Source organism: Gordonia hankookensis, assembly GCF_014673215.1.
GTDB classification, from domain to species: Bacteria; Actinomycetota; Actinomycetes; order Mycobacteriales; family Mycobacteriaceae; genus Gordonia; species Gordonia hankookensis.
On sequence record NZ_JACWMS010000002.1, the window covers coordinates 1029088 to 1054382 of the forward strand.

Annotated in this window: 27 protein-coding genes; 14 read left to right on the forward strand and 13 right to left on the reverse strand. The window is 67.7% G+C overall.

Annotated elements, in window-relative coordinates:
• Nucleotides 1-7 precede the first annotated feature (7 nt).
• Nucleotides 8-682 carry a GAF and ANTAR domain-containing protein gene (locus tag IDF66_RS12005; protein ID WP_190267002.1) on the forward strand — a complete coding sequence of 225 codons (675 nt, stop codon included), beginning with the start codon at nucleotides 8-10 and terminating at the stop codon, nucleotides 680-682.
• Nucleotides 683-699: 17 nt separating this feature from the next.
• Here the strand turns inward: IDF66_RS12005 and IDF66_RS12010 are convergent, their stop codons facing one another.
• Entirely contained in the window at nucleotides 700-2142 is a 1443-nt protein-coding gene (locus IDF66_RS12010) for a SpoIID/LytB domain-containing protein (protein ID WP_190267464.1), read from the reverse strand.
• A 328-nt stretch (nucleotides 2143-2470) separates the two neighbouring features.
• Here IDF66_RS12010 and IDF66_RS12015 point away from each other — a divergent pair, with 328 nt between their 5' ends.
• Nucleotides 2471-3718 (forward strand): peptidoglycan recognition protein family protein, encoded by a 1248-nt coding sequence (locus IDF66_RS12015; RefSeq protein ID WP_387998614.1) that lies wholly within the window; start codon nucleotides 2471-2473, stop codon nucleotides 3716-3718.
• 158 nt (nucleotides 3719-3876) lie between these two features.
• Here IDF66_RS12015 and IDF66_RS12020 read toward each other — a convergent pair whose 3' ends face one another.
• The 3 genes from IDF66_RS12020 to IDF66_RS12030 are packed head-to-tail and all read right to left on the reverse strand — an operon-like array spanning nucleotide 3877 to nucleotide 6299.
• On the reverse strand, nucleotides 3877-4731 hold the full coding sequence (locus IDF66_RS12020; protein ID WP_317628666.1) for an HAD family hydrolase: 855 nt from the start codon (nucleotides 4729-4731) through the stop codon (nucleotides 3877-3879).
• Nucleotides 4728-5501, reverse strand: coding sequence for a lysophospholipid acyltransferase family protein (locus IDF66_RS12025; RefSeq protein WP_190267004.1), 774 nt, complete (start codon nucleotides 5499-5501; stop codon nucleotides 4728-4730). The genes IDF66_RS12020 and IDF66_RS12025 overlap by 4 nt, the downstream gene beginning before the upstream one ends.
• 27 nt (nucleotides 5502-5528) lie before the next feature.
• Complete coding sequence (locus IDF66_RS12030; protein WP_164309966.1) at nucleotides 5529-6299, reverse strand: lysophospholipid acyltransferase family protein; 771 nt, start codon at nucleotides 6297-6299, stop codon at nucleotides 5529-5531.
• Nucleotides 6300-6393: 94 nt separating this feature from the next.
• Between IDF66_RS12030 and IDF66_RS12035 the strand changes: the two genes are divergently transcribed.
• Nucleotides 6394-7974 (forward strand): Rieske 2Fe-2S domain-containing protein, encoded by a 1581-nt coding sequence (locus IDF66_RS12035; protein ID WP_190267005.1) that lies wholly within the window; start codon nucleotides 6394-6396, stop codon nucleotides 7972-7974.
• A gap of 37 nt (nucleotides 7975-8011) precedes the next feature.
• Nucleotides 8012-8650, forward strand: a complete 639-nt coding sequence (locus IDF66_RS12040) for a TetR/AcrR family transcriptional regulator (protein ID WP_190267006.1) — start codon at nucleotides 8012-8014, stop codon at nucleotides 8648-8650.
• Nucleotides 8651-8870: 220 nt separating this feature from the next.
• Here IDF66_RS12040 and IDF66_RS12045 read toward each other — a convergent pair whose 3' ends face one another.
• The 3 genes from IDF66_RS12045 to serS are packed head-to-tail and all read right to left on the reverse strand — an operon-like array spanning nucleotide 8871 to nucleotide 12017.
• Nucleotides 8871-9737 (reverse strand): hypothetical protein, encoded by an 867-nt coding sequence (locus IDF66_RS12045; RefSeq protein WP_190267007.1) that lies wholly within the window; start codon nucleotides 9735-9737, stop codon nucleotides 8871-8873.
• Nucleotides 9738-9794: 57 nt separating this feature from the next.
• A complete protein-coding gene (locus IDF66_RS12050; RefSeq protein WP_190267008.1) occupies nucleotides 9795-10733 on the reverse strand; it encodes an EamA/RhaT family transporter in 939 nt (312 codons plus the stop codon).
• Between the two features lie 27 nt (nucleotides 10734-10760).
• Nucleotides 10761-12017 (reverse strand): serine--tRNA ligase, encoded by a 1257-nt coding sequence (serS, locus tag IDF66_RS12055; RefSeq protein ID WP_190267009.1) that lies wholly within the window; start codon nucleotides 12015-12017, stop codon nucleotides 10761-10763.
• A 135-nt stretch (nucleotides 12018-12152) separates the two neighbouring features.
• On the opposite strand from serS, the gene IDF66_RS12060 reads away from it, so the two are divergent.
• The gene (locus tag IDF66_RS12060) at nucleotides 12153-13085 is read left to right on the forward strand and encodes an SGNH/GDSL hydrolase family protein (RefSeq protein ID WP_190267010.1); all 933 of its coding nucleotides are present in this window, start codon (nucleotides 12153-12155) and stop codon (nucleotides 13083-13085) included.
• Nucleotides 13086-13440: 355 nt separating this feature from the next.
• Here IDF66_RS12060 and IDF66_RS12065 read toward each other — a convergent pair whose 3' ends face one another.
• Nucleotides 13441-13872 carry an ankyrin repeat domain-containing protein gene (locus IDF66_RS12065; protein WP_317628667.1) on the reverse strand — a complete coding sequence of 144 codons (432 nt, stop codon included), beginning with the start codon at nucleotides 13870-13872 and terminating at the stop codon, nucleotides 13441-13443.
• Between the two features lie 106 nt (nucleotides 13873-13978).
• On the opposite strand from IDF66_RS12065, the gene IDF66_RS12070 reads away from it, so the two are divergent.
• Nucleotides 13979-15199 (forward strand): septum formation family protein, encoded by a 1221-nt coding sequence (locus IDF66_RS12070; protein ID WP_223309429.1) that lies wholly within the window; start codon nucleotides 13979-13981, stop codon nucleotides 15197-15199.
• Nucleotides 15200-15203: 4 nt separating this feature from the next.
• Nucleotides 15204-15554 carry a metallopeptidase family protein gene (locus IDF66_RS12075; RefSeq protein ID WP_190267011.1) on the forward strand — a complete coding sequence of 117 codons (351 nt, stop codon included), beginning with the start codon at nucleotides 15204-15206 and terminating at the stop codon, nucleotides 15552-15554.
• A 17-nt stretch (nucleotides 15555-15571) separates the two neighbouring features.
• Here the strand turns inward: IDF66_RS12075 and IDF66_RS12080 are convergent, their stop codons facing one another.
• Together IDF66_RS12080 and pheA are read right to left on the reverse strand one after the other, a co-directional pair.
• Nucleotides 15572-16234 carry a histidine phosphatase family protein gene (locus IDF66_RS12080; protein ID WP_190267012.1) on the reverse strand — a complete coding sequence of 221 codons (663 nt, stop codon included), beginning with the start codon at nucleotides 16232-16234 and terminating at the stop codon, nucleotides 15572-15574.
• Nucleotides 16234-17175 (reverse strand): prephenate dehydratase, encoded by a 942-nt coding sequence (gene pheA, locus IDF66_RS12085; protein ID WP_164309976.1) that lies wholly within the window; start codon nucleotides 17173-17175, stop codon nucleotides 16234-16236. Before pheA ends, IDF66_RS12080 begins: the two co-directional genes overlap by 1 nt.
• A gap of 128 nt (nucleotides 17176-17303) precedes the next feature.
• On the opposite strand from pheA, the gene IDF66_RS12090 reads away from it, so the two are divergent.
• Both IDF66_RS12090 and IDF66_RS12095 read left to right on the forward strand, forming a co-directional pair.
• The gene (locus IDF66_RS12090; RefSeq protein WP_190267013.1) at nucleotides 17304-18059 is read left to right on the forward strand and encodes a DUF2470 domain-containing protein; all 756 of its coding nucleotides are present in this window, start codon (nucleotides 17304-17306) and stop codon (nucleotides 18057-18059) included.
• Between the two features lie 32 nt (nucleotides 18060-18091).
• Nucleotides 18092-18901 (forward strand): CPBP family intramembrane glutamic endopeptidase, encoded by an 810-nt coding sequence (locus IDF66_RS12095; protein ID WP_190267014.1) that lies wholly within the window; start codon nucleotides 18092-18094, stop codon nucleotides 18899-18901.
• Nucleotides 18902-18910: 9 nt separating this feature from the next.
• Here the strand turns inward: IDF66_RS12095 and IDF66_RS12100 are convergent, their stop codons facing one another.
• Nucleotides 18911-19609 (reverse strand): DUF4873 domain-containing protein, encoded by a 699-nt coding sequence (locus IDF66_RS12100; RefSeq protein ID WP_190267015.1) that lies wholly within the window; start codon nucleotides 19607-19609, stop codon nucleotides 18911-18913.
• Nucleotides 19609-20532, reverse strand: a complete 924-nt coding sequence (locus tag IDF66_RS12105) for an AurF N-oxygenase family protein (protein WP_164309980.1) — start codon at nucleotides 20530-20532, stop codon at nucleotides 19609-19611. The genes IDF66_RS12100 and IDF66_RS12105 overlap by 1 nt, the downstream gene beginning before the upstream one ends.
• A 162-nt stretch (nucleotides 20533-20694) precedes the next feature.
• Here IDF66_RS12105 and IDF66_RS12110 point away from each other — a divergent pair, with 162 nt between their 5' ends.
• Entirely contained in the window at nucleotides 20695-22113 is a 1419-nt protein-coding gene (locus IDF66_RS12110) for an LCP family protein (protein ID WP_223309430.1), read from the forward strand.
• A gap of 89 nt (nucleotides 22114-22202) precedes the next feature.
• Nucleotides 22203-22748 carry a ferritin gene (locus IDF66_RS12115; protein ID WP_190267016.1) on the forward strand — a complete coding sequence of 182 codons (546 nt, stop codon included), beginning with the start codon at nucleotides 22203-22205 and terminating at the stop codon, nucleotides 22746-22748.
• A 27-nt stretch (nucleotides 22749-22775) separates the two neighbouring features.
• Here IDF66_RS12115 and IDF66_RS12120 read toward each other — a convergent pair whose 3' ends face one another.
• Nucleotides 22776-23765, reverse strand: coding sequence for a DUF5926 family protein (locus tag IDF66_RS12120; RefSeq protein WP_190267017.1), 990 nt, complete (start codon nucleotides 23763-23765; stop codon nucleotides 22776-22778).
• Nucleotides 23766-23939: 174 nt separating this feature from the next.
• On the opposite strand from IDF66_RS12120, the gene IDF66_RS12125 reads away from it, so the two are divergent.
• The 3 genes from IDF66_RS12125 to IDF66_RS12135 all read left to right on the forward strand — a co-directional run bounded on the left by IDF66_RS12125 (nucleotide 23940) and on the right by IDF66_RS12135 (nucleotide 25290).
• Nucleotides 23940-24563 (forward strand): TetR/AcrR family transcriptional regulator, encoded by a 624-nt coding sequence (locus tag IDF66_RS12125; protein ID WP_190267018.1) that lies wholly within the window; start codon nucleotides 23940-23942, stop codon nucleotides 24561-24563.
• A 157-nt stretch (nucleotides 24564-24720) separates the two neighbouring features.
• The gene (locus IDF66_RS12130) at nucleotides 24721-24990 is read left to right on the forward strand and encodes a hypothetical protein (protein WP_164309984.1); all 270 of its coding nucleotides are present in this window, start codon (nucleotides 24721-24723) and stop codon (nucleotides 24988-24990) included.
• 24 nt (nucleotides 24991-25014) lie between these two features.
• On the forward strand, nucleotides 25015-25290 hold the full coding sequence (locus tag IDF66_RS12135) for a hypothetical protein (protein ID WP_164591958.1): 276 nt from the start codon (nucleotides 25015-25017) through the stop codon (nucleotides 25288-25290).
• Nucleotides 25291-25295: the final 5 nt, after the last annotated feature.

Genomic DNA, 25295 nt, shown 5'->3' on the forward strand with positions numbered 1-25295 from the left:
AGCCGGCATGAGAACCGATCACACCGTCCAGATGGCCGAGATCATCCGAGAACTCCGCAGTGAGAGCCTCGACACGGAGACGGTTCTGCGGGGCATCTCGAAAACGGCTGTCGACTCCGTACCAGGGACGGAATATGCGAGCGTGACCCTGGTGACCGGTGGTGTGATCGAGACACCGGTGATCGTCGGCGACATCGCCGGGAAGTCCGACGACCTTCAGCGCGAACTGAACGAAGGCCCTTGCGTACGATCGGCCATCGACGACACCACGATCTTCATCGACGACATGCGGCACGAGCAGCGGTGGCCGCAGTATGCCGCGGCAGCGCGCGAACTCGGCATCGGCTCGATGGCGTGTTTCTGCCTCTACATCGACGGCCGCGACTTCGGTGCCCTCAACCTGATCAGCCCGAAGACACATGCGTTCGATGCCGATGCCATCTCCGTCGGCGAGCTCTTTGCCGCCCACTGCGCGGTCGCGTTCTCCGCGGTCCGGGAGAAGGAGCAGCTCCGGGCGGCGCTCAGTTCGCGCGACATCATCGGCCAGGCCAAGGGGATGATCATGGAGCGCTACCGGATCGACGCCGACGAGGCCTTCCGGCTGTTGTCGCGCCTGTCGCAGGACGCCAACATCAAACTCGTCGAGGTGGCCACCCGGATCGTCGAGTCGGGGCCCGAGTAGTCGGTCGGGCCACCGAGTCAGCGCAGGACGTCGGACCGCGGGAATCCGACCACGGGCTGGCCGCCGCGGACCAGGTAGTCGGCGAGCCCCTTGCCGATCAGTGCGTGCGCACCGGTCTGCTCGCTGAACAACATCAGCCCTCGCTGGAACAGCTGGATGACACCTGCACCATCGGGGGTCAGGTTCGGAACGCCGATCGCCTGGCCGAGCGGGCCGGTGACGCCACCGAGGTCGTCGAACTTCCCGTTCAGCGCAGAGGTCCCGATGGAGAGCAGCTGCGACGAACCCGGAATCAGTTTGTCGGGTAGCGAGCTCAGGCTGCCGAGATCGAACGAACCGCCACCCGGACCGTCGGGGCCTGTCGGCGGTTTGACGATCTTCGGTTTGGCCACCTGCCCCTGCACGGCGAACCAGGAGGACTTGAGTTTGAGCATGGTGCGCGCTTCTTCGCCCGAGACCTCTCGGGTGCCCGACGAGCCGACGGCGCGGACCTTGACCGCGCGACCGTTCTCGGCACCGAGCCCGTTCGCCTCGACGACATCGAGGCTGCGCAGCGCACCCACGCCGAACGCGGCGCCGACACTGCCTGCGTTCACCGTCGCCGTCCAGTTCCGGTTCGGCGACGCGGAGTCGCCGTCGTCGCGCACCGCGGGGAATCGGCCGCCCGCCGTGTATCCGCCGGTGGACGAGGAGAACTCGGTGAAGGCCGGTTGCCCGCCCTGGCGCAGGATCTGACCGGCGGTGGCATCGGCGGCGCGGTTGGTGCGCGGGTCCTCGCTCGCGACAGCGCCGTAGACCTGGGAGTTCTGGGTGTCGTCGATCTTCTTGCCGCCGGCGATGGCGGCCAGCGCATAGGTGCGTGCAGCGACGGCCTGCGCCTTGAGCGCCTCGGCGCCACCGGCGTCGGCCCATCCCGGGGAACTCTCCTTCGGGATCACGCCCTTGACATAGTCGTCGATGTGGAGGCGGTTCACGACCCGCCCGCCGTCGAATCCGAGCGCACCGCGGTAGGCCTGGTTCGATCCGCACATCTTGAGGAATTCGTTGGCCGGCCGGCTCGGTCCCATGTTGATCGGCTCCACCGACGGCGCGGTCACCGTCCGTACCGGACCACCACCGCAGCCGGTGGTGATGGTGGCGGTGTTCCCGGACAAGCTGACCGCCTGCCCGGGAGCCACCATTTGGCCACCGACTCGCATACCGGCGTCCGCGTGCACATTCACCGAGTTCTTACCGGTCAGGATGACCGAGATCTCGGGCCTGTCCACCTTCCCCGCGGTGGTGCCGCCGTAATAGTGGCGCAAAATCTGTTGTGCCGACCAGCCTTTGCGGGCGTAGCCGAACGCACCCCACTGTCCCATCCCACGTCCGTGCCCGAGACCGTGCCCGATGAGGGTGATCTGCGATCCGGCCGTGAGTGCGATGTCGTCCGACGACCTCTTCGCCTCGTTGGCCACCATCACACCTCCGGCGATCAGCACAGGCGCCAGCCCGATCGCAGCAAAGGACAGCGATCGGGTCCGGGCGTACCGAGGGCGTGCTCTGACCAACGTCTTCCGAAGACCTTCCGTGCGGCTTGGACTGCTTCGTACATCGGAGTGCGTGTTACTGGTGTGACTGTTGTGACCCTAGTGAACTATCCGACGAATCATCAACCCCAGGAGATAACAACCGCATCACGAGTTTCGCAGACTCGGCGCGCGGCGTGGACGGTGCACCCGCCCGCCGACACGATGGCGAACCATGCGCCGCCCCCGCCTCAGCAGATCCCGCCCCAGACCCTCGATCGTGCTCGCCTCCGTGGCCGCGGCGATCGTCGCGAGTCCGTTCGCCGTCGTCATCGCCGGGTCGGACCCGCGCCCGACCGACCGCCACCGCGAGATCCCGACGACGACCATCGACGAGCTCGGCCTGGCCGACGTACCGTCGGCGGTTCTCGACATCGCCGAATCAGGGCTCGCCGCAGCGGGAATCCGACTTCCCGAACCCGATCCGCGAGTTCCACTCCCCGAGGCCGACGACCGACCTGTCGGTGCGGCCGTCAAACACATCGTCGGGGACAAACCCCTGAAGATGGTTGCACTCACCTGGGATCGCGCCATCGATGCGTCGATGCTGTTGCGCGCCAAGCACTCCGACGGCAGCTGGGGTGACTGGACAAAGCTCGAGCCTGTCGACAACCCACGCGCGCCGTCTCCCGAACACCCGACCGGCACCGAGCCCGTCTGGGTGGGCGACGCCCGCGAGGTCCAGGTGGCCGTGACCGACGACGGGCTGGCCATCCCGGCCGCCCAAGCTCCGGGCGGGGGACTCGTCGAGTGGGGCATCGGTACCGCGAGTGCCGTGGTCGAGAAGCTGCTGACCAGTGCCATGTCGGCCATGACGGCGACGCTGGTCAGCCCGGAGAGTCTGCTGTCGCTGGGCTCCTCGCTGTTGACCCCACTGCTGGGCGGCCCGTCGGTGGTCGCCCGCGCGCAATGGGGTGCCGACGAATCAATCCGCTGTTCGCAGCCGACCTATTCACCCGCGGCGCGAGCGGCCATCGTCCACCACACCGCGGGCAGCAACGACTACACGCCGGAGCAGTCCGCGGAGATCGTGCGCGGTATCTACGCCTATCACGCACGCACTCTCAACTGGTGCGACATCGGCTACAACGTGCTCGTCGACAAGTACGGACAGATCTTCGAAGGAGCGTTCGGCGGGCTCGACCGCAACGTCGAGGGCACCCACACCGGCGGCTTCAACAAGGCGACGGTCGGCGTCTCGATGATCGGCAACCTCGACCAGGTCGCACCCACCCCCGCGATGATCTCGTCGGTCGCGCGGTTCCTCCGCTGGCGGCTGGGCAAGGCCGGCGTGAACGGCCTGGGCAGCGCCCAGCTCACCGCAGAACCGTTCACCGACAGCAAGTTCCCCGCCGGAGCGGTCACCAGTCTGCCGGCGATCAGCGGGCACCGGGACTACAACAACACCAGTTGCCCAGGCGAACTCGGCTATGGCGCACTGACCGCCATCCGGTCCATGGCCAACTAGTCTCTCCCAACCCAACCCCACCCGCAGCCGCGACGGTTCTTGGCAACCGCGCCCCCTTACGGGCGTCGCGGATGACGGAAACCGTCGCGGCTGCGGGGTGGGGTTGGGGGTGGGAGGGGAGGGTTGGGGTGGGTTGGGTTTGGGAGTGGGGAGAGGGGTCAGAACCAGCGCTCGAGGACTCGGGCGACGCCGTCGTCGTTGTTGGTCATGGTGACCTCGTCGGCAGCGGCGAGCGCCGCCGGATGACCATGCGACATCGCGACGCCGTGATGAGCCCAGGTGAGCATCTCGACGTCGTTGGGCATGTCCCCGAACGCGATGGTCGATGTGTCGCGCAAGCAGGCGAGGCCGACGAGATCCTGGAGTCCCGCGGCCTTGTGGGTGTCCGGCATCGACAACTCGATCAGCCCGTTGTCGGTGGAGAACGTGATCTGGGCGAGCCCGCCGATCGCGTCGCGCAGACGGGCCGCCATCTCATCGCTGCGCAGGTCCGGTTGCCGGACAAGGAGTTTCACTGCCGGCTCGGCGTACACCTCGTCATCGCCGACCTCGATGTGGTCGGGGTTGAGCCACGCGTGCCGGTATCCGGCGGTCGCGACGAACGGAAGCGTCGCAGCATCATGGGCCGACCGGCCGGCGCGCTCGGCCGCGATGCCACAGCCCGGGATCTGCCGATGGGCACGCTCGACCAGCTTCTCCAACGTGTCGGAATCCAGTGTCGCCGCGGAGATCACCCGATCGTGCTCGACGTCGTAGAGGATCGCACCGTTCGCACACACCGCGTAGCGGACCTTCGCGGCGGTTCCCTCGAACTGATCGGTGATCTCGGCGATCCAGCGGGGTGGTCGGCCGGTGGCCAGAACGAACTCGACCCCCGCGTCGACCGCACGGCCCACGACCTCGATGGTGCGATCGGACACGCGGTTGCGGTCGTCGATCAACGTGCCGTCGACGTCGGTGGCGATCAGCGTGGGTGGACCGAATTCCTTGGTGCCCAGGTTATCTCGGGTCACCGCTCACCACGCGCTTTCTCTGCGCGCGCGGCCGCCTTCTCGACGGCCTCGGCATCTTCGATCACATGCGCCTCCTCAGGCGTCGGCGCGGAACCGCCCAGTCTCGACGGCACCCAGAAGGCGTCCGCCGGGTGCGGTCCGTACGTGTCCTGCACCTCGTGCAGGAGGGTGTTCATCGTCTCCTTGAGCCGCGCGGTCGCCTCGTCCGGGCCTTCATCGGGCCGGACCGTCAGCGGCTTGCCGAATCGCACCGACACCGGGAGATGACTGCGGCCCATCTGGCGGGAACCGGTCTTCGTCTTCGTCCACTGCCGATGCGCGCCCCACACGATCGACGGCACGATGGGGACCTGCGCCTCGACGGCCATCCGCACGGCGCCGGTCTTGAACTCCTTCAGCTCGAAACTACGGCTGATGGTCGCCTCGGGATACACGGCGACGATCTCACCCTCCCGCAGCCGCGACACCGCCGCCCGGTACGCCTCCGCCCCGACCGAACGGTCCACCGGCACCGTTTTCGTGTGGTTCACCAGAAATCGCATGATCGCGATGTCCATCACCTCGGACTTGATCATGTACCTGGTGCGGCGGCCGGCCCGGTACATCCCCAGGGCGGCGGGCAGGAAGTCGGTGTAGGCGGTGTGGTTGACGGTCAGGACCGCACCCCCGGTCCGCGGGATGTTCTCGAGTCCTGAGAACCGCAGGTCGAGACCCTGCGCACGGACCAGGCCGTGCGCGATGATCTCGAGCGTCCGGTAGACCGGTTCCATGACGGCAAGCCTATCTGGCGCGAACGATCAGGATTCCCCGTCCGGTGCGTCCCGTTGCGCCCGCTTGGCGGCCTTGGCGGCCTGCTCTTCGGCGTCCATCCGGTTGGCCTCCTCGAGCGTGGGGGCCGAGCCGCCGAGCCGCGCGGGCACCCAGTATTCGCCGTGGGGATGTTCGCCATAGGCATCCTGTAGCTCGAGCAGCTTCTCGCTCATCACCTTGTGGAGGCGGCCGGTGATCTCCTCGGCGCTGCCCACCGGTTCGACGGGCTCGGCCACGCCGATCATGATCTTGGCGCCGCTGCGGCCCAGGTTCTTCGGATGCCCCTTCGTCCACACCCGCTGCGCTCCCCAGATGACCGTCGGGATGATGGGGGCATCGGCCTCCAGCGCCATGCGGGCCGCTCCGGACTTGAAGTCCTTCAGCTCGAAACTGCGGCTGATGGTCGCCTCCGGGTAGACCCCGACGAGTTCACCGCGCTTCAGATAGTCCACCGCGTCCCGATAGCTCTGCGCGCCGCTCCCGCGGTCCACCGGGATGTGCTTGAGCGCACGCATGATCGGTCCGGAGATCTTGTTGTCGAAGACCTCCTTCTTCGCCATGAAACGGACCTTCCGGCGATGTTGCAGGAACGCCGGGATGCCCGCGTAAGTGAAGTCCATGTAGCCGGTGTGGTTGATGGCCACCACACCCGGTCCGTCCTTCGGCACGTTCTCGACGCCGGACACCGTGAACTTCAGCCCCTCGGCCAGCCACAACAGTCGTGCGGTCGTGATCACAGCGTCGTAGACGGGTTCCATGCGTCGAGCTTAGGTCATCGCCGAGGGGCTACCCTGAAGGCCGATTTGTTCTCGGACCATCCCCGCTCGGTCCGAGTACTCAGGAGGCGAGAAGTTGCAGATCACCAGCATCGGACATGCCGGTTTCCACATCCGGACCAGCGCCGGTTCCATCCTGTGCGATCCGTGGGTCAACCCTGCCTATTTCGCGTCGTGGGTGCCGTTCCCGGACAACTCCGAACTGGACTGGAAGTCGCTGGGCGACTGCGACTACCTCTACGTCTCACACCTGCACCGCGACCATTTCGACGAGCGCAATCTCCGCGAGAACGTGAACAAGGACGCCACCGTCCTGCTGCCCGACTATCCGGTGCCCGATCTGCGCCGCGAGCTCGAAGAGCTCGGCTTCCACACCTTCGTGGAGACCGAGGACTCCGTGAAGACGACGGTCACCAACGACAAGGGTTCGCTGGATGTGATGATCATCGCACTGCGAGCGCCTGCCGACGGCCCGATCGGCGACAGTGGGCTGATCGTCTCCGACGGTGAGACCACCTGCTTCAACATGAACGACGCTCGCCCCATCGACCTCGATGTGATCGACGAGGCGTTCGGCCACGTCGACGTCCATCTCCTGCAGTACTCGGGTGCGATCTGGTACCCGATGGTCTACGACATCCCGCGCAAGTCGAAGGCCAACTTCGCGGCGCAGAAGCGACAGCGCGGCATGGACCGGGCGCGGTCCTACATCGAACAGGTCGGGGCGAGCTGGGTGGTCCCGTCGGCCGGGCCACCGATGTTCCTCGATGACGACCTGTTCGGCCTGAACGACTTCGGCTCCGGCGTCGACGGTGCGGACGAGACGTCGATCTTCCCGGACCAGGAGACCTTCCTGGAACAGATGCGGATTCACGGCACCGACGACGGCGAACGCCACCGCGGCCTGATGATGGTGTCCGGGTCGGTCGCCGAGTTCACCGGCCCGGCGCTGAACGAGGTCTCACACCCATATGCACCGCATGAGGTGTTCGGCGAGAACAAGCGGGCGTACCTGGAGCGGATGAAGGAGAAGTTCGCGCCGGTCATCGCCGCCGACAAGGCGACCTGGGCGGTCGACGACGGCGAGCCGCTGCTGCCCCCGCTGCGGGATCTCTTCGAGCCGATCATGGCGCAGTCCGATCTCATCTGCGACGGCATCGGCTACCCGGTCGGCCTCGTGATGGACGACCAGACCGTGGTGCTCGACTTCCCGAATCGCATCGTCCGCGAGCCGAAAGAAGGAGAGGGCAAGTACCGCTACGGCTTTCGGATCGCACCGGAGCTGGTGCGAACCGTGCTCCGCGACGACGAGCCCGACTGGGTCAACACGATCTTCCTCTCCACGCGATTCACGACGTGGCGGATCGGCGGTTACAACGAGTATCTCTACACCTTCTTCAAGTGCCTCAGCGACGAGCGGATCGCCTACGCGGACGGCTGGTTTGCCGAAGCACACGACGATTCGGCGTCGATCACCAAGGACGGTTGGGAACTCCAGCGCCGCTGCCCGCACCTGAAGGCGGATCTCTCCAAGTTCGGCGTGATCGAGGGCGACAAGCTGACCTGCAATCTGCACGGTTGGCAGTGGGACCTGCCGAGCGGCCGGTGCCTCACATCCAAGGGGCACGAGTTGCGCGCCGAGCGGCTCGACGGCTGAGCCTCGCGATCCGAGACGACAGAATCCGGGAAACGCAGTGGCACAACGCTCTTACCGCGGCCGCACGGTCGAGGAACGGCAGTCCGAACGCCGGGACAGGTTCATGTCCGCTGCGCTCGACGTCTTTGGTACCAGCGGCTACGACCGCGGTACCGTGTCGGCCATCTGCGCAGCCGCCAAGTTGTCCCGCAGGCAGTTCTACGAGTTGTTCGACACCCGCGAGGACCTGCTGATCGCGGCCTACGACATGATCCATGGCGAGGCGCGCTACGCCGTCCTCGAGGCGTTCGCGGACGTTGACGCGGAGGCCGGCATCGAGGAGCGCACCCGCGCGGCCGTGGGGGCGTTCTTCGACTCGGTCGCGACGGATCCCCGCCGCATGCGGATCGCGTTCGTCGAGGTCGGCGGCGTGAGCAGTCGGGTCGAGGCGCATCGCGTGCAGGCCCGGGAGCAGTGGACCGAGTTCTTCTCCGCCGCGGCCGCCGAGTTCACCGGATTGTCGGAGTCGGAGTTCGGGTTCACCTACGAGGCCGCCGCGTTCATCGGCGCACTGACCGAGGCCGGGCGTCTCTGGGCGAGCAGCCAACACCGGCCCGATCGGGACACCGTGGTGGAGATGTTGGTCGGCATCATTCTGTCCTTTGCCGCGGGCCGATCCACTCCGGAAGACCGCTGACGCAGCAATTGCCCACGCTGACCTGCCGTGCTACGTTCTGCGCAATGTGGAACACAGCGTTCTCACATTGCCGGCTTCGCTGGTGACCACGGCGTGCCGACCCGCCTGAGCGCGGGAGGTCACGTCGGTCTGGGGGTCACCGGAGCGGTGTTCGGAGATCACTTCGGCGCCGCTCCGGTGACGGACTCGTCACCCGGTCCTGTCGCACCCCCGTCGTGCCTCACCCCTGGGGAACAGCGGGCGACGACGCCACGGTGACCGCACCCGCGACCGCCGCGACGAATGCGATGACGGCCACCGTCCCCCAGCCGGCACGCGTGGTGTCGCCGAGCAGCGCGATGCCCACCGCACCCGGCACCACCGTCTCCCCGACCACGAGTGCGGCGGCGGCACCGTTGACCGAACCGGTCTGCAACGCCACGGTGAACAGGTAGAAGCCGCCCACACCGCACACGACGATCGCGTACGCGGCCGGATCGGTGAGCAGGTCGCCGACGGAGAACGGCTCGATGCCGTGCACTATCCGGACGGCGACGGCCATCAGCCCGAAGACGACACCGCCGAGCAGGCCGGCGACCACCGCGATGCGGGCCCCCATCACCATGACGATCGCCTGGCCGCCCACGATGAGCACGATCCCGAGGATCAGTACCGTCCAGTGCAGCCAGGCCCCGTCGTGGCCGTGACCCTCGTCGACGGAGGCCAGCGCGAGCACGACCAGCGCGACGATCACGACCGCGATGGCGATCTGGTCGCGGGTGCGTAAGCGGACATGAAGGATCACGGTCGCCAGGATCGCCGTCACGACGAGGTTCGCGCTGACGATCGTCTGCGCGAGGAACAACGGGATCTCCCGCGCCGCGACGAGGTTCCCGATGAATCCGATGCCGTCGAAGACCAGACCGGCCAGGAACGAGACCGTGAGCATCGCAGCCACCGTCGACCGCAGGCTGGGAGCGTGCGACTGTCCGGATTCGTCCGTGCCCATCGTCGGGTCCGCCACGCTCTGGGCGCCCCGGGCCTGCAGGACGGATGCGGTTCCGTAGCCGAGCGCAGCGACGATGGCGGCGACGATGCCGATGATCATCGGATCAGTATGTCGCGTTCCGGCGCGCGTGCTGAAACATCACGCCGCCACCGAAGGTCACCGCTGCCGTTCGACGTCGCGCTGGGTACGGCCGTAGCCTCTGGGCATGTTCGTGACATCGGCGGATTCGACCGCCGTGACCGCCCCCGAGGAGGCGAGGACGACGCCGCCCCCGACTGCGGCGGTGAAGGCGACGATCGCGACCGGGCCCCAGCCCGCGCGCGTCACATCGCCCAGCAGCAGGATGCCGACCAGACCGGGAAGTACCGTCTGGCCCACCACCAGGGCGGCGGCCGCACCGTTGACCGAGCCCGTCTGCAACGCGACGGTGAACAGATAGAAGCCACAGATCCCGCTGAACAGCAACCCGTAGAGCGCCGGGTCGGTGAACAGGGCGCCGGGATGGAAGGGGTCGAGGCCGTCGAGGATGCGTGATGCCACCGCCATGACGCCGAAGACCGCACCGGCGATCAGCCCGGTGGCGGCGGCGATGTGCTTGTGCATCACCCGCATGACGACGATGCCCAGACCGAACAGGAGCGGGCCTGCCACCAGGACCGCCCAGTGCATCCAGCGTTCGTCGTCGACCCCCTCACGACCGGCGGACACCGCGAGCAGCACGAGTGACGCGATCACCACCGTCCCGGCGAGCCAGTCCCGCATGGTCAGCGACACGTGCAGGACGACCATCGCCAGCAACGCGGTCGCCACGAGTCGCGCGGAGATGATGGTCTGCGACAAGAACAACGGGATCAGCCGGGCCGACAGGATGGTGGAGATGAACCCGACGATGTCGAAGACGAATCCGATCAGGAACGGCACCGTGAGCATCGTCGCGACGGTGGACCGAAGCGACGGATGGGATTTCGACGATTTGCGGCGTTCTTCCCGGATCGCCGCACGCTGCGCGACCTGATCTGCCCCCAGCGCCTGCAACACTGCTGCCGCGGCGAACGCGAAGGAGCCGATCACCGCGATGACGATGCCCGTGGTCATCCGAGGGTGACTATCCCGTGTGCCGGATCATCGGGGCTCGAGCACGTCGGCGCCCACGAACCGTGCGAGCTCCGGCGGGAGCTTCACCGAGCCATCGGGCTGCTGGTGATTCTCCAGGATCGCGACAATCCAGCGGGTGGTCGCGAGGGTGCCGTTCAGCGTCGCCGCGATCTGCGGTTTGCCGTTCTCGTCCCGGTAGCGGATGGACAGTCGTCGCGCCTGGAAGGTCGTGCAGTTCGACGTCGAGGTCAGCTCGCGGTAGGTGTTCTGTGTCGGCACCCATGCCTCGCAGTCGTACTTGCGGGCGGCCGACGAGCCGAGATCCCCACCGGCGACGTCGATCACCCGGTAGGGGACGTCGATGGCGGCGAGCATGTCCCGCTCCCACCCGAGCAGCTTCTGATGCTCGGCCGGGGCCTCCTCGGGCCTGCAGTAGATGAAGCCCTCGACCTTGTCGAACTGATGGACCCGGATGATCCCTCGGGTGTCCTTGCCGTAGCTGCCGGCTTCCCGACGGAAGCAACTCGACCAGCCCGCATAGCGTTTCGGACCGTCGGCGAGGTCGATGATCTCGTCCGAGTGGTAACCGGCCATCGGCACCTCCGACGTGCCGACCAGATAGAGGTCGTCGTCTGCGAGGTGATAGACCTCGTCGGCGTGGGCCCCGAGAAAACCGGTGCCGCCCATGATCTCCGGCCGCACCAGGACCGGCGGGATCATCAGGGTGAAGCCGTTCGCCACCGCCTTCTGCGCGGCCATGTTGAGCAGTCCGAGCTGGAGCAGGGCGCCCTGACCGGTCAGGAAGTAGAAGCGCGACCCGGACACCTTGGCCCCGCGCTCCATGTCGATGAGCCCCAGCGACTCCCCGAGTTCCAGGTGGTCCTTCGGGTCGTCGATCGTGCGCGGTTCACCGACGTGCTCGAGCACCACGTAGTCGTCCTCGCCACCGGCAGGGGCGCCGTCCTCGACGAGGTTGGAGATCGCGCGGTGCGCGGTCGTCGCCGCCTCGTCGGCCGCATGCTGGCGGCCGACCGCGGCCTTCACCTGCTCGGCGAGGTCCTTGCCCTTGGCCAGCAGCGCGGCCTTCTCGTCACCCTGCGCCTTGCCGACCTGCTTGCCGAGTGCCTTCTGCTCGGACCGCAGCGTGTCGGCCTCGACGATGGCCGACCGTCGCGTTGCGTCGGCGTCGAGCAGGGCGTCGACCAGGCCGGGATCCTCGCCCCTCGTCCGCTGCGAGGCTCGCACGAGGTCGGGGTTCTCACGAAGAATCTTGAGGTCGATCACGTATGAAACCCTACTTGAGGTGTGGTTGCGGCCGTAACGGAGTCGCGCCGCCCACCGATCCTCATCACGACACCTCGCGCCCCGCACTCGCCCGGCGCTCCTCCAGTTCCGCCCGGTCCGGAAAGGACTCCCCTCATGCACGTGACCCGTGCGTTCGTCACGCGTGCCGCGACCGTCGCGGCTTCTCTGGTGACCGTCGCGATCGTCGCCGCGGGGATGGCGGTCGTCGAGTTCAGCAGTCCCGACGTGGAGGCATCTGCGGCGCGCGCCGAGCGCCCGACGTCTGCCGGGAATCCGGCGGCGAAGTATGTGGCCTTGGGGAGTTCGTACGCGGCCGGTCCCGGCGCCACCCGGCTGGTGGACCGACGGTGTCTGCGGACCGCGGACAATTACCCGCACCGGGTGGCCGCCGCCCGCGGTCTGTCGCTCACCGATGTCACCTGTTCCGGGGCGACGACGGCGAACATCCTCCGTACACCCCAATACCCGTACGCCGACGTCCCGCAGATCACCGCGGTCACCCCGGACACCGATCTGGTCACCGTCACCATCGGCGGCAACGACCTGGGCTACATCAGCCGAGTCGCCGCCCAGGGCTGCGCGAACACGGTCGCCAATCTGACGCGCGGCAGCGTGATCAGCGGTTGCCGCGCCCGTGCACGCGTCCGGCCGGAGCCTTCTGCCGATGCCTATACGGCGGTCGAGCACGCAATCGTCGAGATCGTCTCGCAGGTACGGTCCCGCGCACCGCGTGCCAAGGTCGTGCTCGTCGACTATCCGCCTCTGATCGATCCGCATGCACCGCAGTGCAGTCGGATTCCATTGACCGCCGGCCAATCCGCCGAGACCGTCCGCGTCCACGACGGGCTGGTCGCCGCGACCGCACGCGCCGCCCGCGTCTCCGGGTCCACGCTGGTGACCGCGTCGAAGACCGGCGCCGCGCACACGGCGTGCTCGTCGCAACCGTGGCTGTCCGGCTTCGAGCCGCCCGCGCCCTACCATCCGACGGAACTCGGCAAATCGGGTGTTGCACAACTGGTTCTACGGGCGCTGAACCGGGCCGGCTGACGGGCGGGGTCTCGATACGCCACTCGCAAGCTCGTGGCTACTCGACCAACAGGAACGGCCCGCACACTCGCGGCCACCCGACCAACAGGAACGGCCCGCACGCTCGTGGCTACTCGACCAACGGGAACGGCCCGCACACTCGCGGCCACCCGACCAACAGGAACGGCCCGCACACTCGCGGCCACCCGACCAACAGGAACGGCCCGCACACTCGCGGCCACCCGACCAACAGGAACGGCCCACACACTCGCGGCCACCCGACCAACAGGAACGGCCCACACACTCGCGACCACCCGACCAACAGGAACGGCCCACACACTCGTGGCCACCCGACCAGCGGTAGGGCCGGCCCCGGTCACCCGGCCGGGCGCTCCCAGAATCGGACATAGTCGGTGCGGCCGAACATCTGGGCGGCGTCGTGCGCCGACGGCGTGCCCGCATGGGGGTCGGCACCGGCCCGGACCAGTAGCTCCACCACGTCGTCGTGCCCCTTGAACACCGCACCGGCCAGCGGCGTCTGTCCCTTGTCATTGGCGACGTCCGCGTCCGCGCCGTGGTCGAGCAATGCGGTCACCGCGGGCGCCGAGCCGTGGTAGGCGGCGAGCATCAGCAACGAATCCCCCGCCTGGTTCCGCAGATCGACGGGCACACCGGCCTCCAGGTAGGCCCGCAATGTCTCGGCATCGCCTGCCCGGGCCATGTCGAAGAGTCGACCCGCCAGTTCGGCGACGTCGTCGGGGACCTCGGCGCGGGACTCGTTCGGGTGGTCGGGATCGTCGGGGGTCACGGGCGTGAGTCTAGTGGCGCATTTCCGGCGCCATACGATCCTCGCCGCTCGGCAGCGGTGCGGCGGGGGTACTGCACCCTCCCGACAACAGGCATGATGGATCCCGATGAACGACGACGACCCCACCCCCGACGACGCCGACGACTGGGTGCGCCTACCCGGCGACGACGACACCGACCGTGTGGACGTCGTCGACGATTCCCCAGGTGAGGGGCGCTCGACCGGTGCCGACGACCACCAGGACGAAGCGACGAAACCGAGCGGGTGGCTGACCACCATGCTGGCCCACCCCACGCGCGTGGTGTTGTCGGCGGTGGTGATCGGCGCGATCGTGGCCGGCGGGATCGCGCTCGCGCTGGGGGTCTTCAACGACAGCGGCAGCGTCGGCGGGACCGACATCGGTGAGAACGAACGGATCGCCCAGAACGCCTTCACGAAGTCGGTGACCGGGGACTGCCTCGATTGGCCCGCCGGTGACCCCGGTAACCCGAGCAAGGTCGGCTGCGATCAGAAACACCGGTTCGAAGTGGCCGGACCGCTGGACACCGCAGTGCTGCCCGGCTCCGAGTTCGGCGAATCCGCGGTGTGGCCGGGCACCGAACGATTCGCCGCGATCCGCGACGAACAGTGCCCGGTGATCGTCGACCAGTACCTGGACGGACGGCTCGATCCGCAGGGACGGTTCTCGGTCGGCATGATGTACCCGTCGCAGGTGCAGTGGGACAAGGGCGCCCGCGAACTGCGCTGCGGGGTCCAGCAGACCGGTAAGGACGGTGCACCGGAACAGTTCGTCGGCCGGGTCGCCGACCAGGATCAGTCCTTCCAGTGGCCCGCCGGCACCTGCATCGGGATCGACCGTGCCACCAAGAAGCCGACCGGGACCACGGTCAACTGCACCGAGGCACACGCGTTCCAGACGACCGGCACGGTCTCCCTCGCGCCGCGGTTCGGGGATCGGCTCTCGGGCAAACCGTGGCCGGCCGCCCAACAGCAGAACGACTACCTGCAGTCCATCTGCCCGGTCCAGGCGAACAGATTCCTCGGCGGCAAGAACAAGCTCGATGCGACCACCCTGAACGTGCAGTGGTCGGTGCTGTCGGAGCCGAGTTGGCTCGCCGGCAGCCGAACGGTCGTCTGCTACCTGGGACTTCCCGACGGCGGCGGGTTCGCCACCTTGGTCGGCGATGCCCGATCCACCCTACTCATCAACGGCAAACTGCCGGTCCCGCCACCGGCGGCTCCCCCTGGCCGGGCGTTGCCGACACCGGTTCCGCTGCCGCCCGGCGTGGAGCCCAATCCGATCGAGACGCCCGCTCCGGCGGGGTGACCCGATGCCGATCCGGATGTCCGACGACGAGTTCGACGGGCTGGTGTCCGATGCTCTCGACACCATCCCGTCGGAGTTGACCGACAACATGTCGAATGTGGTGATCCTCGTCGAGGCACACAACACCGAGGAACCCAGCATCCTCGGCCTCTACCACGGCGTCGCGCTCACCATGCGAGACCACGAATACGGCGGTTATCTGCCGGACACCATCACCATCTACCGCGAACCGATCCTCGCGATGTGCCGCGACCGGGACGAGGTGGTCCGTGAGGTCGCCGTGACCGTCATCCACGAGATCGCCCACCATTTCGGCATCGACGACGCCTGGCTGCACGCCAACGGCTGGGGCTGAGGGGCCAGGCCGAGCGATCAGCCCATCGGATCGGTCACGAGGGGTTCGTCGACCGTCGGACCGAACGGACCGGTGACCGCTCCCCAACGGTGCAGCCGCCACAGTCCGTCGACGTACTCGAGTTCGATGCTGCCGGTGTTCTGCAGATGCGTACTCGCGGCGAACGTCGGGTCGACACCGGCGAGCCGTGCCGCGATCAACCGGATCGCGGCGCCATGACTGACCACGTAGACATCGCGCTGATCGGGACCGACCAGGTGCCTGCTGGTGAGATCGTCGATCACCGGCAGATAGCGTTCGTAGACCATCGCGAGTGATTCGCCGCCCGGGAGCCGCGCCTCGATGTCCCCCTGGTGCCACCGTTCGACGATCTCCTTGAACACGCCGTGGGCGTCGTCGTCGGAGCGGTCCTCGAGATCACCGACCTGGACCTCGTGTATGCCGGCTGCGACGTCGGGGGCGGTTCCCCACACCGATCCGATCAACTCGGCGGTCTGCTGGGCACGCCGCGCCACCGAACTGACCAGGACCACCCGATCGCCGGGTGTGTGCTCCAGCGCGAATCGCACGCCCTGACGACCGCCGAAATCCGTGAGGCCTGCGCCGGGCAGCGCGGTGTCGAGTCGCCGCATCACGTTCGAGGTCGTCTCGCCGTGCCGAACCAGGTGCAGCCGCGTCACTACCGGACCTCCCCGCGTCGCAGGGCGGCGAACCAGGCCGCGCTGTCGGACGGATCCGGCGGCGGAGCCCCGGTTCCGCGATCGACCGGCCACGAGCCCAGGTAGACCACCCGCTCACACCGCCGGTACAGGGCGCGCAGCGCCTCGCCGACCGCGTCGTCGTCGAGATGGCCGACAGCATCGAGATAGAACCGGTAGGACCCCGGTACATCCCGCCGCGGACGGGACTCGATCCGTGTCAGATCGATTCCCCGCGAGGCGAATTCGTTCATCGCAGACATCAGGCTGCCCGGCACGTTCGGCAGATCGAGGATCACCGAGGTGCGGTCGGCGCCGGTCGCGGGCGGCGGCGGCGCCGGTCGCCCGATGAGGAGGAATCGGGTGTAGGCGTCCTCCGCGTCGGCCACCCCGTCGGCCAGGGTCACCAGCCCCGACAGCCCAGCGGCCAGCGAGGTCGTGACCGCGGCATCGGCTCGTTGCGCCGCGACGTCGGCGGCGGCCGCCGCATTCGATGACGCCGTGACGAATTGGGCGTTCGGATAGAGCTTCTCGACCGATTCACGCACCTGCGCGGCAGCCACCGGATAGGCGGCGAGACTCCGCACCTCGGTGGCGGGGATCGGTGTGCGGGCGGCGATGGTGAACGCGACGTCGAGGACCACCTCGGCGAACACCTGCACGCGGCCGGTGGTGCCCCGATCGGGCGGGACCAGGGCATCCGCGGTGGCCGGTACGGCGCCCTCGACCGAGCTCTCGATCGGTACGCACCCGAAATCGGCGACCGCCCCACGGACCATCTCGATGGTCGACGCCGGACTCTTCGCCGCGATCTTCTGCACGTCACCGGTCGCTCGCGGCAACGGCACGCCCGCGGCGAGCACCTTGTCGAGGGCGATCTCGGTGAAGGTCCCCGATGGCCCGAAATATGCGAACACTGACACGACAAGATCGTAGTCGAGCGGGCACTCTGTCCGTTTCTGCTTCGGCCCGGCCCGAACGAAACGTTGACGAGCAGCGGCTCCATCTCTTAGGTTAGGGTTACCTTCATTGACCGAGAGCGAGGGAGCGCATGACCCACGCAGTCACCGACCACCCGTCGGATGCCGAACTGATCCAGACCGCATGCCGGCGCGTGACCGGGGCGACCCTGGCCGTCGAGGGTGCCGAGACGGCGCCCGTCAACGTGATCCACCTGTTCGAGTCACAGGCCTTCGTGCTCGTCCCGACCGACGGCGAGGCGATGCTGCTCGCCGGCGACTGCCCCGACGGGCTCGCCGCGATGGTCGAGGTCACCGACTGCGCTCCCATCGATCTCCGCGAACGTGTGCGGTCACTCATCTGGCTGAACGGTCACCTGCACGCGGTCCCGTCGAACCTGGAACGCGACCTCGCGCTGGAGATCGCCGCCGAACATCCCGACGACGGGCTCCTCGACATCGGGCACGGGCACTCGATGCTGCGCCTGCAGATCGACAGCGCGGTCATCGCGACGGCCTCGGGGGCCGCATCGGTCCCGGCTGCCGAGCTCGCCTGCGCGCTCCCCGACCCGTTCTGGGAATACGAGGGCGACTGGATCGCCCACCTCGACGCCGACCATGCCGACGTGGTGGGACAGCTGGCCCGCAAGCTGCCACGACAGCTGCGCACCGGACGGGTCCGTCCCCTCGGGCTCGATCGCTTCGGCATCCGGTTCCGCATCGAGGGCCCGGCAGGCGATTCCGATGTCCGATTGCCCTTCGCGCGGCCGGTCTCCGACGTCTACGAACTCTCCCAGGCGCTGCGCAACCTCGCGGGCTGCCCGTTCATCAACAGCCTGCCCGACTGAACGCTCCGGCGCGCACCCGTAAGCTGTGCGCCATGCGCGCCACGCTCCGATCGGTACTGACACCGGGGCGCCCACGGACCGTCGACGTCGTCACCGACCCGACCGAACGGCGCGCCATCGTCGTCGAACTGGTGATCGTCGGTGTGCTCACCTTCCTCTTCTCCGCCATCGCCGCCGCACTCTCACTCGTCGAGGCACAGCTGTCGGGAGGGATCGGGAACTCCACCGTCGCACTGAATCCGTCGCGTTCAGATCTCGGCTGGATCGACTTCGTACGACAGCTGATGAGCGCGATCCGACTGTTCGCGATCGGCGCTCTCGGGATCTATCTCTTGTGGCGCAGCGGGATCGGTCTGAACCGGGTCGGACTCGGCCGATGGACCCCGCGCCGCGACATCCCGGCAGGCCTGGGTCTCGCCGCACTGATCGGACTGCCCGGCCTCGCTCTGGTCGCCATCGCGCGTGCGCTGGGGATGAACGCCCACCTGGTCCCGAGCGAGGTCGACGGCGTGTGGTGGCGCTGGCCGATCCTGATCCTGATCGCGATCGGCAACGCGGCCGCCGAGGAGATCATCGTGGTCGCCTACTTCATCACCCGGCTGCGGCAGCTCGGCACATCGGAGAACACCTCCCTGGCCGCCAGTTCGGTGCTCCGCGGCGGGTATCACCTGTACCAGGGCGTCGGTGCGGGCCTCGGGAACATGGTCATGGGGCTGGTCTTCGGGCGGTTCTTCCAGATCACCTCACGCGTCTGGCCGTTGGTGATCGCACATGCCGTGATGGACATCGTCGCATTCGTCGGATATGCGCTGCTCCACGACCATCTGAGCTGGGTGGGGTGATCCCGACCGTCAGATGGTCAGCGGTTCCAGCGGATACGGCGGCTGACCCACACCGACGACCCGCACGGCGCCCGACGGCGTGACCTCGGCCAGTCGTGCGTCCACCGGTCCGCCATCCCCGACCGACACGGTCACGTGCTTCACCCGATCGTCCTTCCATGTCCGCACATCCTCGCCGAACACCGTTCCGGCCCAGTGGTACAGGCCATCGAGCGGATCCAGATACCCGAAGACGCGAAGGTGTGCCTTGACCTCGTCACCGTCAGCCGAGAGCGTTGCATCGCCGTCGAAGACGTCGTCGTCGATCGACTCGGTGCCGATCCAGACGTAGTCGTCCGGCCGGAAGGCCCGCAGTCGCTTGCGGCGAGCGCGTTCCGAACCGACTGCGGCCCACTCGTTCTCGATCGGACGCCGCACCACCACCGACCTCGCACCGGAGACGACGAAATGCTCGACCAGATCGATGAGATAGCCGATCGACCGCTCATCGGTGAGAAAGAACTGTCCGGGGCGTCCCGCCGACGCGACCCCGAGATAGGCGCCATCCGGAGACGGCTCCTCGCGCACCGCGAGGTCGCCGGGCGCCGGATCGTCGACGACGTCGATCATCAGCGGCGACCGATCGATTCGCGTCGTGAATCGTCGTGCGAGCGGCCCACGCCCGATCACCGCGACCGACGTCGACTCGGCGACCGTCACCGGGAACATCACAGGAATCCGCCCCGGCGCCAGCCGTACCGTGAGAGTCTGCTCATCAGCCCGGCGCTCTCGAGAAATGCTGCGAGGGAGGCGAACCCGCGAACCTGGGCCTCGTGGAACCGCGGGTTGGCCCGGGCGGCGCGAGCCGCCGCCCGCCCATCGAGTCCGGCCCGGCGATACATCGCGGGATTGGTGAAGAGCCGACGGAAGAGCACACCGGCGACGGCGTGCCCGTTGGCCGCGACGAAGGTCTCCCATCGACCACGGATCGGCTTGCGCCGCATGATCCCGTCGCGGGCGAACCCGATGTGCCGGGCCTCCTCGGCGACGTGCACCTGCATGAGACGGGCCACCAGCGGCTGCAGCCGCGGATCGTCGAGCATCTCGCGCTGCAGCGCGTCGAAGATCTCCTCGCCCACCAGTGCGGCCACCCACAGGAGGCTCCCGCGCAACGCGTGCGGCAGCAGCGCCATCACGGCCCGCTCCCACAGGCGCATCTGGAACGGCCGGGCACCCGACCACTCGATGGCCCGTCCGAACATCACCATGTGTCGACATTCGTCGCCCATCTCGGTCAGGGCGTAATGCGTCGTCGGTGACGCGGGGTCGGCGACCATCAGCCTGGCGAGCAACGTGCGATTGAGCAGATTCTCGAACCAGATGCCGACCGAGAGGATGTTGGCCATCTCCTGTCGGGAGAGCTCGATGCGCTGCTGGGGTGAGAGCCCTTCCCAGATCTCGGTGCCGACGAGGCTGAGCACGCTGGGCGGCAGGAAGTATCGCTCGGGTTCGGGCGCCCGATCCCAGTCCAGATCCACCACCGGCGCATACGACCGTTTCACCGAGCCGTTGATCAATCGTCGCGAGACCGCCTCCCGGCCTGCGGTGTCACCACGCACCTCCTGGGTGGTCGCCTGTGTCGTCGCGGTCATCACACACCTCCGTGTCGCCGTGCCTGTGACCTCCGACACTAAGGACGTGGACATTATGTGTCAATACTCACTGTCACAGTTGTTGATGATGTTTTGTGTGATGGATCGCAGGCAGCCGTTCGACGGGCCGGGTCCCGATCGCCGATGCGTACATTGGTTGGGATGAATACGCCAGAGCCGCCGATGATGCGTCGGCGCGGCGCCCCTCCCGGGCCTGCGCCACGCTCCGGTGACCCTGCTCGACGAGCCGCCCCCGGCGGCCCCCCGCCCCGCCGCAACCCGGCGCCGCCGCCACCCCAGGGACCACCACCCCAGGCACCGCGACCCCAGCAGGCCCCGCCACCGCCGGGTGCGCCCGAGCCCACCACCCACCTGCGCGATCGCCGCCCCGACGGCTCGCGCTACCAGCCCCCGCTCGCGTGGTCGGACTCGCCGGGGTCTCCGAGACCCGGCTACGCACCGACACAGCAGCCCGAACCCATCCCGGCACGCCCGTCCGGATCGCCCAGGCGTTCGGTGGAGCCCGGTCGTTCGAGCTCACGGGGGTCGGGAGGTGCGCCACCCCGCCGGCCACGGTCGAGTTCGACGGTCGCACCGCCTGCGCCCAAACCGAAGCGCAAACGCCGCCGGGTACGGGTCGGCCGACTCATCCTGGCAGTGCTGCTGCTCTTCGTCGTCGCGTCGGTGGGCCTGCTGTTCTACTACGACGGCAAACTCCACCGCACCGAGGCGCTCGTGCCCTACGCCGGCCGGCCTGCCGACACCCCGGGCACCAACTGGTTGATCGTCGGCAGCGACTCACGCGCCGACCTGAGTGACGACCAGCGTCAGCAACTCTCCACCGGCGACAGCGACGGGTCCCGCACGGACACCATCATGATGGTGCACAAGCCGCCGAGCGGTTCGGCGATGATCATCAGCATCCCGCGCGACCTCTATGTCCCGATCCCAGGTCAGGGATCGCACAAGATCAACGCCGCATTCAATTTCGGTGGACCCCAACTGCTCACCCAGACGGTCGAGCAGCTCTCGGGCGTCCGGATCGATCACTACGCCGAGATCGGCTTCGGCGGGTTCGACAGCGTGGTCGACGCCGTCGGGGGCGTCACCATCTGTCTCGATCAGCCGCTCAACGATCCCAAGGCCGGTCTGCGGCTACCGAAGGGATGCCAGGAGCTCGACGGCAGGCAGGCCCTCGGACTCGTCCGTACCCGCGCCTTCCCGAATGCCGATCTCGAACGCGTGGTGAACCAGCGCAAGTTCCTGAATGCCTTGATGGCCAAGGCGACGAGTCCGTCGGTGCTCGCCAATCCATTCCGGCTGATCCCGTTCGTCAACGGAGCAGTCGATGCGCTCACCGTGGACAAGGGTGACCACATCTGGAACCTCATGGGACTCGCATGGGCGTTGCGCGGCAACCCGATCACCACCACGACACCGACCGGCGGCGACGAGTACACCGACGACGGGGACTCACTTGCGGTGGGGGACAACACCGAACAGTTCTTCACCTACATCCGCAAGGGCCTACCCGTGCCCGAAGATCTGCTGTCCGGCACAGGTGGCGTGCTCGGCGGGTGAGGCGAGGCGAGCCGAATGTTGGTGAGCCTGAACTCAGTTAGGCTCAACTGGGCCGAACTGGGCTTTTCCGCCCTTCTACGATGGACCCCATGACAGCCACAACTGACGAGACCGTGTTCCACAAGCTGCTGCACGACCAGATCGGCAACGAGTTCGCCGCCGCGCAGCAATACATCGCGGTCGCCATCTACTACGACAGCCACGACATGCCTCAGCTGGCCAAGCACTTCTATGCCCAGTCGGTCGAGGAGCGCAACCACGCGATGATGATCGTGCAGTATTTCCTCGACCGCGACATCGAGGTGGAGATCCCCGCTGTCACGGCCCCGCGCAACGATTTCGTCGATTACCGGGCACCGATCGAACTGGCCTTGGCGCAGGAGAAGACCGTCACCGAGCAGATCGTCGATCTCGCCCGTGCCGCCCGCGACAGCGGTGATTACCTCGGCGAGCAGTTCATGCAGTGGTTCCTCGCCGAGCAGGTCGAGGAGGTCGCCACGATGACCACCCTGCAGACGATCGCCGAACGCGCACAGGGCAACCTGTTCGACCTGGAGAACTTCGTCGAGCGTGAGGTCAACGGCGCGCCCGCATCCGCGACCCCGGCTCCTGCTGCCGCAGGCGGGAATCTGTGACAGCCCGCGTGGCCCGTCTCACATCGCTCAGCGCAGCGTGACCTGACGGCCGCGGATGCCGTCGCGCGACCGCAGTTCGGCGGTGGTGAGATCGCCGGTCTGGGCCATCGCCTCGGTGAGCCATTCGTCGAACTGGTCCAGGCCGGCGTACCACTCCTCGTGGTGGAGTTCGTTGTCCAGATCGAACACCGGCACCAACAACCCGTGGGTGCGGAACGACCCGGCGAAACGCGAACCCTCGCCGAGGGTCAGGCGATCGGCGGCATGCAGCCGGGCCAGGGCGGTCATCAGGTCGTCCTCGTCCTCTGGCCGCACCCACCTCACATGCGCGCGCTCGCCGGCGTCGACCCACCAGGGTGCGCCGACGCCACTCTTCGGGGTGAGACGCGCGGTCGGCATGATCGAGTCGTTCGCCCGCGCCAGCATGTCCGCGATCTCCGGCGGCACATCCGTTCCCGGCGGGAACCACCACGAGAAGTCGTCGTAGACCACCAGATCCAACTGCGCGTCCACATCGAGCAACTCGGTGAGCGATCGCGACGTGCCGTCCGGCGTGTACTCCGCATCCGGCTCCGCGTGAGCGGCCCACTCGATGGCATCCGCCATCGATCCGGGCACATCCACAGGTTCGGGGTCGGTCTGCATCGCGACGAGACCCTCTGGCCCGTTCGTCGCCTCACGGACCAGCGCCGGCACCGCGCCGGGAAGAATCGTCGCGAGCCGAACCGCGTTGCGAATCCCGTTCTGCCGTTGGGATTTCACCGGAGCGGCGGCATCGCCGGGTACCGCCGACGTCAGTTCGGGTTCGGCCGGTCCCGGTTCGACGAGCGCGACGTCGGCGATCGCCGATGCCACGAACGCACGCAACGCAACGAGGTCGCATTCGGCCGCGAGTCCCGCAAAGGGCCTGGGGGGCGGTGCCATCGCGGCGAGCTGCCGCTCCTTGCGCGCGGCCACCCTCTCGGCCCGATTGCTGCCCGGACGCGGTCCGCTGCCCCGTTTGCTCTTCTTCGCCATGGCTCCACCCTCTCACGAGGCGACCCCGCCGGGTCCATGGCCGCGGCCGATCGCAGAGGGCCGACGGCGGGTGTGGGCCGTCCAGGACAGCCCGGGGAGAGCACACGGACAGCGGCTATCACCTGCACCGTCGTTGACCGAACCAGGCGCCCGACCCGTTTAGACTGGTCGGGTATGGGCGTGAAGGATCGGACCTATGGCGGCATCTCGGTGACCGAACGCCGAGATCACCGTCGCGTCCGATTTCTCGACGCAGGCCTGGCGGTGTTCGGCGAGGACGGCTACCAGAACGCCTCCGTCTCGTCGATCTGCGCCCGCGCCGATCTCGCCCGAGGCCACTTCTACGAGCAGTTCTCCGATCGTGAGGAGTTGCTGCTGGCGGTCTATGACCGAATCCAGGACGATGGCCGCGCCGCGGTCACCGAGGCACTGGCGACCCTGGATGACGGCGACATCGAGACGCGGGCGCGATGCGCCGTCGACGCGTATGCCCGGAGTATCGGGTCGGACCACCGCCGAGCTGCGGTCGCGTTCGTCGAGATCGTCGGCGTGAGTTCTCGCGTGGAGAAACACCGCCTCGACCAGCGCGCCGTGTGGGGCGAGTTCATCGCGGCCGAACTGACACGGGCTCTCGGCGAGGATTACGTTCCGCCGGGGGGCTGGTCGACGGCCACCACCGCGATCGTCGGTGCACTGACAGCAATGGTCGAACAATGGGCATCGAGTCCGGACGAACCCGCCCGACGCCTTCATGACGTCAGTGACGTCCTCGTCCGGTTCCTGCTCGCGCTGACCTGAGAGTCGCTCGTCCTCAATTGCTGCGAGCACCATGCTGGGGCGGTAGTTTATGATAGTGAACGGAGTTCACCTGTGTGGTCGCGCGAATCAGAGGAGGACACATGCTGCATCACGACATGGCCGGTACCGCCCGCGGTCCGGAGGAGGTCGGACAGACATGGCTCTTCTGAAGAAGAAGCGGGAGCCCGAGGTCGAGCCGGTCGCCGAGACCCCATCGGCCGAGCCGGAGATCGTCATCGGCAGCGCGGTATCGGCGACGCTCGATGACGGCACCGTCGTGGAGGCGGTCGTGGTCGACGATTTCGGCGAACAGACCGAGGCGTCGCTGACCCATATCGGATCACGCCCGATCCGTGCCAAGCGCTGGGCCATCAAATTGGCCACCGGCGAGTTGGCCTTCACCGACACCATCGAACCGCACCACTAGCCGATACGAGAGCGCACTTCCCACGTGCGACACGGCGAATTGTCAGGGGAGGGCAATCCGTTGCTCAGTAGTTCTGCCGAGATATTCACGTCCGAGGACCATGCGCGGATCACCGCGGCGGCGCGAGTACGCAGCCATGTCGCGTTCGATGAGGTTGCGGCGCTACGTACTCCGGGCCCCGTGTGGTCGTCGTATCTGAATGCGCTCGGGCTGCCCGATCTGGCCGACCGCGCTCGGACCAGGCTGCCCGCCGACATCGCCGACTTCGGTGCGCGCTCACGCGACGTCGGCTCACGGTGAGATCC